10 protein-coding genes are annotated in these 12,062 nt (G+C 55.7%); 7 read left to right on the top strand and 3 right to left on the bottom strand.

Annotation, left to right across the window (positions count from 1 at the left end):
* Position 1 precedes the first annotated feature (1 nt).
* Together N909_RS0114885 and N909_RS0114880 are read right to left on the bottom strand one after the other, a co-directional pair.
* The gene (locus N909_RS0114885) at positions 2–481 is read right to left on the bottom strand and encodes a CvpA family protein (RefSeq protein ID WP_245613624.1); all 480 of its coding nucleotides are present in this window, start codon (positions 479–481) and stop codon (positions 2–4) included.
* Between the two features lie 27 nt (positions 482–508).
* Positions 509–955, bottom strand: coding sequence for a GatB/YqeY domain-containing protein (locus N909_RS0114880; protein ID WP_029916506.1), 447 nt, complete (start codon positions 953–955; stop codon positions 509–511).
* A gap of 565 nt (positions 956–1,520) precedes the next feature.
* On the opposite strand from N909_RS0114880, the gene N909_RS0114875 reads away from it, so the two are divergent.
* The 4 genes from N909_RS0114875 (at position 1,521) to N909_RS0114860 (ending at position 6,470) form a co-directional block, all read left to right on the top strand.
* Positions 1,521–2,372: a PstS family phosphate ABC transporter substrate-binding protein gene (locus N909_RS0114875; protein ID WP_029916505.1), complete on the top strand. Its 852-nt coding sequence runs from the start codon at positions 1,521–1,523 to the stop codon at positions 2,370–2,372.
* Positions 2,369–4,222, top strand: coding sequence for a putative bifunctional diguanylate cyclase/phosphodiesterase (locus N909_RS0114870; protein ID WP_051689796.1), 1,854 nt, complete (start codon positions 2,369–2,371; stop codon positions 4,220–4,222). Before N909_RS0114875 ends, N909_RS0114870 begins: the two co-directional genes overlap by 4 nt.
* 156 nt (positions 4,223–4,378) lie before the next feature.
* Complete coding sequence (locus N909_RS0114865) at positions 4,379–5,698, top strand: NfeD family protein (protein WP_051689795.1); 1,320 nt, start codon at positions 4,379–4,381, stop codon at positions 5,696–5,698.
* Position 5,699: 1 nt separating this feature from the next.
* Positions 5,700–6,470: a slipin family protein gene (locus N909_RS0114860; protein WP_029916498.1), complete on the top strand. Its 771-nt coding sequence runs from the start codon at positions 5,700–5,702 to the stop codon at positions 6,468–6,470.
* 68 nt (positions 6,471–6,538) lie between these two features.
* Here the strand turns inward: N909_RS0114860 and N909_RS0114855 are convergent, their stop codons facing one another.
* Entirely contained in the window at positions 6,539–6,889 is a 351-nt protein-coding gene (locus tag N909_RS0114855) for a cupin domain-containing protein (protein WP_051689794.1), read from the bottom strand.
* Positions 6,890–7,137: 248 nt separating this feature from the next.
* On the opposite strand from N909_RS0114855, the gene N909_RS0114850 reads away from it, so the two are divergent.
* The 3 genes from N909_RS0114850 (at position 7,138) to N909_RS0114840 (ending at position 12,004) form a co-directional block, all read left to right on the top strand.
* Positions 7,138–8,211 (top strand): hypothetical protein, encoded by a 1,074-nt coding sequence (locus N909_RS0114850; protein ID WP_029916495.1) that lies wholly within the window; start codon positions 7,138–7,140, stop codon positions 8,209–8,211.
* On the top strand, positions 8,208–10,850 hold the full coding sequence (locus N909_RS0114845; RefSeq protein ID WP_029916493.1) for a cytochrome ubiquinol oxidase subunit I: 2,643 nt from the start codon (positions 8,208–8,210) through the stop codon (positions 10,848–10,850). Before N909_RS0114850 ends, N909_RS0114845 begins: the two co-directional genes overlap by 4 nt.
* A gap of 275 nt (positions 10,851–11,125) precedes the next feature.
* Positions 11,126–12,004 (top strand): 4Fe-4S ferredoxin, encoded by an 879-nt coding sequence (locus N909_RS0114840; RefSeq protein ID WP_036683224.1) that lies wholly within the window; start codon positions 11,126–11,128, stop codon positions 12,002–12,004.
* Positions 12,005–12,062 lie beyond the last annotated feature (58 nt).

Below are 12,062 nucleotides of genomic sequence, written 5' to 3'. Positions count from 1 at the left end.
CTCAATGCTCGATCAAGTCCCGACCCCCGCTCAGAATCGAATCCCCGAGTTTCATAAACGGTGGAGCCAGCTGCGAACGACCGACCAGGTCGCGGGTAAATTCAGGGGCAATGGAGGAACCAAGCGCCAGCAGGATCAGGGACAAAATCACCACCCCCTGAATGATCCCGAACACGGCTCCGAGCAGACGATTGAACCCGCCCAGAAAAACCACCTTGATAAAACGATGGAGAACGAACCCGATCACCCCGAACACAATCACAATGGCCAGGAAGATAACCAGAAAAGAGATCCAGACACAGAGCTGGGCAGGCAGATTAAAGTGATCCTGCAGAACCTGAGCGAGAGGCAAATAAAAGCTGAAGGCAAAAACTCCGCCCAGCACCAGGCCAAGCAGAGAACAGACCTCTTTCAACAATCCCCGGAATATTCCTTTCAGGATGAAAAAGGCCAGAACCACCAGTATTGAGATATCGACCACTGCCAAGATCAGCTCCGCGAATCAGCCTTAACCGGCCAAATGTTCCCGCACCAGCTGGTTCACGACCTTGCCGTCAGCAGCTCCTTTGGTGCGCCCCATGACCAGTGGCATCACCTTGCCCAGATCCTTGATCGAGGTGGCCCCGACCTCGGCAATCGCCGCCTTGACCAATTCACGAATCTCCTCCTCACCCAATTGGGCGGGCAGGTATTCCTGCAGCACGGCCAGCTCAGCCTCTTCCTTGGCAGCCAGTTCAGGGCGTCCGTTGTCCGCATACATCTGCGCCGACTCCCGCCGTTGCTTGACCAGAGTACTGACAACAGCGATCACGCCATCATCATCAAGTTCTTTCTGCAGCTCGATTTCTTTATTTTTGATTGCCCCGCGCAGTTGCCGTATCGTTCCAAGGCGTTCAGGCTGCTTGGCCTTCATCGCCTCTTTCATATCTTGAGTCAATCGATCTTTGAGAGTCATTGATGTGCATCCCCAAAAAGAAGAGTTTTTATAATGCAAAGAGGGTGCTCAGAGAATTCTGGCACCCAGCAAGGAAACAAATACGTCAGTATAATGCTTTTTCTAAAAAAAGCAAGGGTGCCGGTATTTCAAAACCAGCTCGGCACCGCCCGCCCCGATCCGGGGCCAGACTGCGGGATTCAAGCCCTTCGCCGAAGGATCTCCGAACACCTACAATAGCGCGGCCCATCGTCCTGACCGACCACTCCTAGTGTTCCGTTTGGTTAGTTATTTGAATTAATTTTGAGTCATTTTTGTTGCTGTCAAGGCGTGCCGCCGCAGGCCTGGTTTGGGCTAAGCCGAGAAGGCAGAACGTAGACAGCGGCAAAAATGATCGGAATTGGGATAGAGAACTAACCGTACGGGACACGAGCAATGCATCATCATTGAATTTAGCTTGCACGGGGAAAATCACGTCGCGGATAAGTTTTTGCTATCAAGCTGATTGGCTCTTGCAATCAGCAGCAATTCTGTGCAAGATTAGGCTTTAGACATTACCACTTTCTAACAGTAGAAAGATAACGTCTTGTTTTTACGCGACTTTAAAATAAAAAAATATTTTCTATTATTTCTGTTAGTGCTTTTAGGGGTTCATTCCGCAGCTGCGGAACCCACCTCCCGTTTCCGCATCGGGGGCACCGGCAGTGCACTGGCCACCATGCGGTTGCTGGTTGCCGAGTATCAAAAAGTTCACCCCGATATCCAAATCCAGGTTCCGCCCAGCCTCGGGTCAACCGGTGGAATAAAAGCCCTGCTTGATGGAGCCCTCGATATCTGCCTGGTGGCAAGGCCCTTAACACAGGCAGAAGTCGACGCTCAACTGACTTATCGCCCTTACGCCCGGACCGCGGTTATTTTTGCCGTCAACCCACTGGCAGAGGTCAGCGCGCTGAATTATCAACAGATCGCCGACATTTTGGCCGGCAACTTGACCCGTTGGCCGAACGGAGAATATATCCGCCCGGTCATCCGCGCAGCGACGGAGAGCGATCTGCTGCCCGTTTTCGCATTTTCGCCCCAGTTGAGAAAAGCCTTTGCCAGGGGCGCCGAACGGCCGGAGCTGATTTTTGCTGCCACCGCCCAGGACAATGTCAATATTCTGCTCAGCCTGCCGGGCGCTTTCGGGGTGAGCAGCCTGGCGCAGATTCACAGCGAAAAAGCGTTTGTGATTCCGCTGACTCTGGCCGGAGTGGAACCGACCCTGGACAATCTGGCCACCGGCCGCTACCCCTTTGGTAAGGATTTCGCTCTGGTTTATCAGGACAGCAAATTACCGGCCAAGCTACGCCCGTTTATCGACTTTGTTTTTTCCCGCCAGGCCTGTGCAATTTTAACCGCGAACAGCCATAATTGTCTCAACGTCAGGTCACCCGGATGAAAACCCATTCCAGCCTGATCGCCAGATACAGCTCAAACATCGCACTGGTCATCGCCGTAGCCATCAGTATCGGACTGCCCGGGTTGTTTTTTTCGTTCCTCTACAATTCGGAAATCAGCAGCTTGAACGCCGAACTCGAAGTCGCCGCAAGTCAAGTCAGCCGGATTATCCATCTCAACCCGTTGTTGTGGAAATACGAAGAAGAAACGCTGAAAGGAGTCCTGCGCCAGCGCGAATATTTGAAGGCGGACGACAACGCTTATATTCTCCGTCCCGATGGCAAGATCCTGGTCAGCCTGCTCCAGGACATCCCCGGCCCTTTCGTCCGCCGTGAAATCAACCTGACCGATGCCGGCAAAGTCGTTGCGCGCCTGGCCTTGGAGCGGTCGCTTTATGAACCGATCAAGTATACTGTCTTTACTTTTATCCTTTCCACCGGCCTGAGTTTCGGATTGTTTTTTGTGCTGCGGGGACTGGCCCGCAGCATCGGCAGTCGCGCCGAACAGGAAATTCTGCAGCTGGCATTTTACGACCCCCAGACCTCGCTACCGAATCGACGGTTGCTCAATGATCGCATTGAGCAGAATCTGCAATACGCTGAAAGAGAATCCTGCCAGGCGGCGGTGCTGCTGATCTGCCTTGACCGCTTCAAGAGCATCAATGACTCTTACGGCTTTAATATCGGCGATCATATTCTCAAAACATGCGCTTCCCGCCTCGAGTCCTGCCTGCGCGGCACCGATACCGTAGCCCGCTATGGCATGGATGAATTTGCGGTCATCATGTCCAGGATTCCGCCGGACCACGAGACCTACATTTCGGGATTGGTTAACAAAATCATCCAGGCACTGCAACAACCCGTGGTCGTCAACGAGCAAAAATTTTTCACAACCTGCTGCACCGGGATCGCGGTATATCCGCATGACGGAAACAATCACCTGGACCTGCTCAGGCACGCCGACCTGGCCATGGCCCAGGCCAGGAAAAAGGGGGCCGGAACCTATCAGTTTTTTTCCATGGACCTGAATCGCAGAGCCCAGGAGCAACTCCAACTGGAAACCGATCTGAGACAGGCCCTGGAACTGAATCAGCATTTTCTTGTTTACCAGCCCAAACTCGACCTGCAAACCGGAAAGCTGAGTGGAATCGAAGCCCTGCTCCGCTGGCGACATCCTCAGCTGGGCCTGATTCCCCCGCAAAGATTCATTACTTTGGCGGAGGAAACGGGACTGATCCAACAACTCGGCAGCTGGGTTTTGGTCAACGCCTGCCGACAACATGTCCGCTGGCAACAAAAGGGGCTGCAGCCTCCTCCGCTGGCGGTCAACCTCTCCATTCTCCAGTTACGACAAAAGGACTTTATTGAACACTTACAACGCTGCCTGCAGGAAACCGGCATGCCTCCGGCAATGCTGGAGCTGGAACTGACAGAAAGCTGCTTGATGGAAAACCGCGGCAACATCCACTATAAATTGCGGCAAATCAACCAGCTTGGCAGCAAAATCGCCATTGACGACTTCGGCACCGGCTATTCGTCACTGAGCTACCTGAAACATTTCCCGGTGGATCGGCTTAAAATCGACCGCAGCTTTGTCGTCGATATTGCCACCAGCGACTCGGACCGGGACATCTCCAAGGCCATCATCGCCATTGCCGACAGTCTCAATCTACAAGTGACGGCGGAAGGGGTGGAAACCGCAGCGCAGCAGGATATTCTGCAAGAGCTGGGGTGTCATGAACTGCAGGGTTTCTTCTACCGCCCGCCGCTGTCGGACACGGACATGGAAGCCTTCCTGAGCTGGGAACTCACTTTGCCGGTGACAATCAGCCAAGCCCAGCGCTCGGCTTAACTGTTGCGCACTCCTCCCCCAAAGAGACCAGCGGATCCCGCCGTTACGATAGCATTTGCCGTGCTGCGGGCGAAACCGTCACGAAGCTCAACCCCTTTGAGCTAATTCCGAGCGCCGGCGTATTGACAGTAAGGTAACTGCCGGTAAGCTTTGGATATGAGGATCAAACGTGCCCATATTCTCCTGGTTCCGATTCTGCTCATGCTGCTACCCCTGAGCGTCGTTGCGGCACCGGAAACGGTTCGCCTGCTCGAGATTGCGTCATCGATCAATCCGGTGACTGCGGCCTTTCTCACCGAGCAGATCGCGAACGCCAACCGCCTGGGGGAAAAGGCGGTCCTGATTCAGCTCGACACCCCCGGCGGATTGGACAGCGCCATGCGCGAAATTGTCCAGGCGGAACTCAACTCGGTTATTCCGGTGATTGTTTATGTCGGTCCACACGGCGCCCGGGCCGCGTCGGCAGGAGTGCTGATCACCCTGGCCGCGGATTTTGCCGGCATGGCTCCGGGGACCAATATCGGGGCAGCCCACCCGGTGACCATCGGGCCGGGCAGTCAGCCTGACGACACCATGATGACCAAGGTCGAGAACGATGCTGCGGCCTACGCCCGCAGCCTGGCGCAGAAACGGGGGCGCAACCAGGACTGGGCGGAACAGGCTGTGCGAAAAAGCGTCTCCATCTCCGCTGCCGAAGCGGTCGACCTTGCGGTTGTTGATCTGATCGCCGAGAGCCCGGCCTCCCTGCTCGCCCAGTTTGACGGCTACAAATACCTGCGTAACGGCAAGTCGGTCATCTTTTCCAGCAAAAATGCAGTCCTGGAGCCGGTTGCAATGAACTGGCGCCAGCAGATCCTCAATGCCTTGAGCAATCCCAACGTTGCCTATCTCCTGATGATGCTCGGCATCATCGGCATTTTCTTCGAAATTTCTCAGCCCGGAGTGGTGCTGCCCGGCGCAATCGGCGCGATCGCCATTCTGCTGGCCCTGTTCGCTTTTTCCTCATTACCGATCAACTATGTCGGCGTTCTGCTGATCCTGCTCGCGGTGATCCTGTTTATCCTGGAAGTGAAAGTGGCCTCCTACGGGATGCTCTCCATCGGCGGAATCGTCTCCATGGCCCTGGGTTCATTGATGTTGATCGACAGTAGTGCGCCCTATCTGCAGATCTCCCGGGCAGTCATCGCCGCGACCGTGACGGTCAGTGCCGGTTTTATCATGCTGGCCACCTGGATGGTGATCCGCACCCAGCGCCGGCCGATCACCATGGGGCAGGAAGGGATGATCGGCGAGCGTGGTGAAGTCATCGAAGCCATTGACGGAAAAGGACTGGTCTTCGTCCATGGTGAATATTGGACCGCCGTCGCCGAGCAACCGATCGCTGTCGGCAAAGAGGTGGAAGTTGTCAAGCTGCTGGACGGACTGCGCCTGCAGGTGAAGCCGACCGCCACAACACAGGTCACGAAGGAGGATTGATATGCTTGGATTGGGTGCAGGTTTTTTCTGGATTATCGCCCTGGCTTTTGTGGCGATCATTATCGCTTCAGCGATCCGCATACTGCTTGAATACGAGCGTGGCGTGGTCTTCCGCCTGGGCCGTTTTTCAGGAGTGAAGGGGCCGGGTCTCAAGTTTATCATCCCCATCGTCGACCAGTTGAAAAAGATCAACATGCGGACGGTGGCGATGGATGTCCCGCCCCAGGACATCATCACCCGTGACAATGTCTCGGTGAAAGTGAATGCGGTGCTCTATTTTCGGGTTGTGCAGCCGGAAAAAGCCCTGATCGAAGTCGACAATTACCTGTATGCCACCAGCCAATTGGCGCAGACCTCCCTGCGGAGTGTCTTAGGCCAGGTCGACCTTGACGATCTGCTTGCTCAGCGCGACAAAATCAATCACAACCTGCAGGAGATTCTTGACCGGCAGACCGACCCCTGGGGCGTGAAAATATCGAATGTCGAGATCAAGCATGTGGACCTGCCCGTGGAAATGCAACGGGCCATGGCCAGGCAGGCGGAAGCGGAACGGGAAAGACGGGCCAAGGTCATCCATGCCATGGGCGAATTCGAAGCCTCAAAAAACCTGGCCGCCGCTGCGGAGCAGATTTCTTCCCAATCAGGAGCATTGCAGTTGCGTTTTTTGCAGACCATGACGGAAATCGCTTCAGAGAAAAATTCCACAATCCTGTTTCCAATGCCGCTGGATCTGCTGAAACCTTTTCTGGGCCAAAAAGATAAATCCGAGTGAGTCAAACAAGCCGACAGACGGCAGCGCTGGAGAGGACAAGCGCTGCCGTTGCGGATAACAGAGGGGGATTATTCGTAGGCGGAGGGAACCGCGCAGATCATTTTAAATTCCTGGGTTGACGACGTATTCCGATATTGATGTTTTTCATTGGGATTGACAAAAGCAAAGTCCCCGCTTTTCAGCGGATGCTGTGTACCGTCCGCGTCCACCAAGGCACCTTCGCCCGCAATCACGTAATTCAAATGCTCGGACTCATGCTGATGGTAGGGAGTATGTCCGCCCGGCTCGACGGTAAACACCCGAAATGAAAAATTGGGAGTCCCGTCTTCTTTTCCGAGCGGGACCTGTTTGGCGACGCCGACCACGCCGGCCATGGCCATGGCCGCTGATGGGACCTGATCAAGCGAGGTAACTTTCATCCATTTATCTCCTTCCCCTGGTAAGGAATTTCGTTTTTACATAAGCCTGCCGATTCAAAATAGCAGAATCGATCTTTTCAGACAAGAGCTTGAAAAACAGTACTTTTAAGGGTATTGTTCAAGACGTATTTCCTGGGTTTCATGCGGGATTGCGGCGACTCGGCAGAGCTGAGCCCCAGCTGCTTCTTTCTTTGGTCCCGGCCTGAGCACATTGCCGGAGACTGTTCATTTTCCATGGAGGAACACTGATGACTCCTGCCGACTTAATCCCTCCCGCCGATATCATCCCGGTTCCCTGGGGATGGTTCTATGCCCTGTTAATGGTGACATTCCTGCTCCACATCCTGGTCATGAACGCCATGCTCGGCGGCGGAATCATCGCCCTGATCAGCACTTTCAAAGGTGGTGAAAAGAACCTGCTGGTCGGCAGGGAATTCAGCTATAAATGGCCTTACACCATCGCCTTTGCCGTCAATATGGGGGTTGCCCCGCTGCTCTTTGTTCAGGTCCTGTATGGGCAGTTCATCTACAGCAGTTCCATCCTCATGGCGACTTGGTGGCTGTCTATCATCGCCTTGCTGATCCTGGCCTATTACGGAGCTTACATCTACGATTTTAAATACCAAGCCCTCGGGGGGCTGCGCATTTTCATGCTGGAGTTCAGCGTCGGCCTGCTACTGATCATCGCCTTTTTCTTCTCCAACAACATGACCCTGATGATCCAGCCGGAGCGCTGGCAGGCCTATTTTCAGACCGCCAACGGCAGTCTATTGAACCTGGTCGCCCCGTCCCTGCTGCCCCGTTACCTCCATTTCGTCATCGGCTCAGTAGCCATCGCCGGACTCTATCTGGCCTTCATCGGCCATTTCAACCTGATCAAAAGCAAAATTGACCGCCCAACCCTGATCGCCAAAGGCATGACCTACTTCACCCTGGCAACCGGGTTGCAGATCCTGGCCGGAATCTGGTTCCTGCTCGCCCTGCCGCAACCGATCAAAACCCAGTTCCTGGGCGGCAACGCTTATGCCACCCTCCTGTTGATCAGCGGCGTTCTGTTGGCCCTGGCCGCCCTTTACCTCGGCCACCGGCAGCGCCCCATCGCGACCGGGGTTACGGCCTTGCTGTTGCTGGTAGCAATGATCCTGCTTCGCGACCTGGTGCGGGTGTTCTCCCTGCAACCTTATTTTCACCCCTCCAACCTGGCGGTGCACAATGAATATTCCCCGTTGATTTTTTTCCTGGCCGTTTTTGTCATCGGGCTGACCCTGATCGGCTACCTGCTCAAGCTCGCCTTTTCCTGTCGTAAGGAGGTGGCCAAATGAATTATCCAGTCTGGGAACTGACAACCTTCGGGGGTGGCTTTCTCATCGCGCTGATGGCGATCGTCCATGTCCTGGTCTCCCACTTTGCCGTCGGCGGGGGGGCTTTTCTAGTCCTGCTGGAAGGCAAAGCCTACCGCCGAGGCGATACAGACCTGCTCGGCTACGTGAAAAAACACAGCAAGTTCTTCATGCTGCTGACCATGGTCTTCGGCGGCATCACCGGGGTCGGCATCTGGTGGACCATCGCCCTGCTCAACCCAGCCGCAACCTCGGCGCTGATTCATATCTTCGTGTTCGGCTGGGCCGCGGAATGGGTCTTCTTCGTGGTTGAAATCGTGTCCCTGTTCATCTATTTCTACACCTTCGACAAGATGGAGCGGAAAAGCCACATGCTGGTCGGCTGGATCTATTTTATCAGCGCCTGGATGTCGCTTTTTTTAATTAACGGCATCATCGACTTCATGCTCACCCCCGGCGCCTGGCTGGATAATCACAGTTTCTGGTCCGGCTTCTTCAACCCTACCTTCTGGCCGGCGCTGGTCTTCCGCACCGGGATTTCCCTGGTGCTGTGCGGGGTGTTCGGTTTTGTCACCGCTGCATTCCTCAACAAGCCCAGGCTTCGCCAGGAACTAATGCGCACCTGCGCAACCTGGGTGACGGCTCCGTTTGTGCTGATGCTGGCCGGCGGCTGGTGGTATTTCCAGGTGCTGCCGGAACCGATCCAGGCCATGATCCTGACCAAATCACCGGAAATGGGAGCCTATCTGCAAACCCTGCTCTGGTTCGTGCCATTATTGTTCATAGCAGCCCTGTTCATGACCCTGCGGCTCCCGCAAGCGGTCCAGAAAGGCTGCTGTTTCTTGATCATTGCCATCGCGCTGATTTACTTTGGTGCGTTCGAATTCATCCGCGAAGGCGCTCGCCGCCCCTTTATCATTCACGATCACATGTATTCCAATCAGGTTTACCTGACCGATCTCCCGCAGATCGAAAAAGCCGGTTTTCTGGCCACGGCCAGGTGGACCAGCCAAAAAAAGGTGGACCCGGCCAATCTGCTTGCAAGCGGACATGAACTGTTCAAATTGCAATGCAGCGCCTGCCATTCCATCGGCGGGCCGCTGAACAATATCAAACCCCTGGTTAAAAAATACACCGATGCCTTCGGCATGGATGCCATGCTCAACGGTCTGGGCAAGCTGAACAACTACATGCCCCATTTTCTGGGGAATCGGCAGGAACGCTGGGCACTGGCCAACTATATCGTCAAAGAGATCAACGGGGTCGACGACCCGGCCGCTGGGCAGCCGGCAGTGGAGATGGAAGAGCAGTCCATCACCATTCCCAAATTCGCCGGGGCTGCTGCCGAATATGTCCTGCTCGCCTGGAACAACACCGGGATGCATAGTTTTTCCGACAGTTCCCCGTACTGGTCACTGATGCCGCCCGGCAATACCATCTATGCACAACTGGTCAAACGCGGCGATTCCCCCGAAATCGTCACTGCCGGGGTTGATATCAGCTATGCGCCGGAACCCGACTTTGAACATCCGGAGCAGCAGATCCAATTCTGGGACTTTGCCCCTCAGCTCCTTGGTCTGGACCTGATCCCGGGAATCGGTACGGCCGGCAAGCGGGTCTCGGGAACCATGTCTTTCGATCAGGACCGACGGGCATTTCTGGCCCGGGATATCCCGCTGGTGCCCTACCCGGCCGAAAACGGCTACAATCCCTACCCGCTCCTCACCATCACCGCCCGGGACCAGGCCAGCGGTCAAATTCTGGCAACCACCAGGATGGTTGCACCGACCGCTACGGAAATGGGCTGTAATAATTGCCATGGCGGCGGCTGGAAGGTTAACGGCATCGCCGGGATAACCGCCACAACAAGCCTTGATATCCTCGCCACCCATGACAAAAACAGTGGCACCGATCTGGTCAGACGGGCCAAGAACGGCGAGCCCATGCTCTGCCAGTCATGTCACGCCGATCTACTGTTGGGAACCAAAGGGAAGCCCGGCCTGCTCAATTTTTCCGCCGCGATTCACGGCTGGCATGCCAACTTCCTGACCGACCGCGAAGGGGCCACAGCCTGTTCCAGCTGTCACCCTTCCCGAGCCGACGGTCCGACCCGGTTCTTCCGCAGCCACCATAGCCAATTCATGGATTGCACCAATTGCCACGGGACCATGGAAGATCACGCCATCAGCCTGCTCAAGCAGGAGCAGGCCGCCGGAAAGACCAGCGCAAACCGCCTGCTGGCCAATCTTCAGCCGCGCAATGCCGCCTCGGTCGCAGCAATCAAGCCACGAACCCCCTGGGTGAATCTGCCCGATTGCCTGAATTGTCATGAAGATTTCCAGATGGGTATGTCGGTGGATGCTTTCAATACCTGGACCGCGGCCAGCACGGACCTCTACCGTAACCGCCGCGACCAGATGGACGCAATGATGTGCGAAGCCTGCCACAGCAGCCCCCATGCGGTCTACCCGGCAACCTTCAACGTTCTGGGCAGTTCGCGAGACAGTATCCAGCCATTACAATATCAGGGGAATGATCGCCCCATCGGCAACGATTGTACTGTTTGTCACACCGTCCAGCCTGAATTTGAAGGGCATCACCCCAATTCATTGCGGCAATAACTCCTTTTCGCCCCCAGCCTGAACAGCTGTTCCGCTGGGGGCGTAACCAGCCGACCGTTAAATATCCACCCTCCTTTTTTTGTAAGTGTCAGTATCTCGAACAGCCGTTTTTCAGTCCCCACAATAATCAACTGGCTTGACGGCTGGCCGCCGGCCTCAAGCGGACACCGACTATTTGACGGAAACGAATCGATATGGCTTAATAAATGCGGCCGCGGGCTGGACTCCGTTTCCAACCTGCTCAATTTATCCCTTCCTTAGCAGAGGATCCCACGATGTCTTCTTCTGATCTCAACTTGCCACAATTGGAACAAATCCTTCACGACTTCTGGGCCACCGCTCCCAGCAACAGTCTGCACCTGGAAACAGCGGAAAAAGCTTGGGACGAACCGCTGCTGGCCGTTGCCGCCGGAGACGATCCCCTATTCGCGCAAGTCAAAGCGGCCATCGGACCCTTTTATTGGACACCGGCAGAAGCCTTTGCCCTGGCCTTTCCAGACCAGCCGGCTTCGCCTGCAGAGTTACGGGTCATCAGCTATGCCCTGCCCCAGACACAGGCGACCCGCGCCCAACAACGGGGCGAACGGGACCTCCCCGCGGAACGCTGGGCCCGTTCCCGCTATTTTGGTGAACAGTTCAACTGCGACCTGCGCCTGCACCTGGCCGCCCGCCTGACTGAGCAAGGCTTTCCGGCCGTTGCCCCGGAACGTCTGCCCGGATTCGATTACCGGCAATCCGAACAGCTCGGCATCGCTTCCAACTGGTCGGAGCGGCATACGGCTTTTATCGCCGGCCTCGGGACCTTCGGTCTTTCCGATGGTTTGATTACCCGCCGCGGTAAAGCGGTGCGTTTCGGCTCTGTGGTTGCAAAAATCGACCTGCCGGTGACCCCACGCCCCTATGCTGAGGATCACCATGCCTGGTGTCTGTGGTATGCCAAGGGAATCTGCGGAGCCTGCGTTCAGCGCTGCCCAACCGGGGCCATCACCACCCGGGACGGCCACGACAAAAATGCCTGCCGCCGTTATATCCGCGAAGTCACGGCACCTTTCACAACCAAGCAGTACGGTACCGGGGCTACTCCCTGTGGCCTCTGCCAGGTTCGAATCCCTTGTGAAATGCAGGTGCCACAGGCTTTGCTCAGCCAATCCTGATCCGTTGCGCAGCGGAGATTGCAAAGCTGACGGGAAAAAACCTGATAAGATTGTCAAA

The sequence above is a fragment of the Pelobacter seleniigenes DSM 18267 genome, assembly GCF_000711225.1.
GTDB classification, from domain to species: Bacteria; Desulfobacterota; Desulfuromonadia; order Desulfuromonadales; family Geopsychrobacteraceae; genus Seleniibacterium; species Seleniibacterium seleniigenes.
This window is presented reverse-complemented; position numbering and strand designations above follow the sequence as displayed.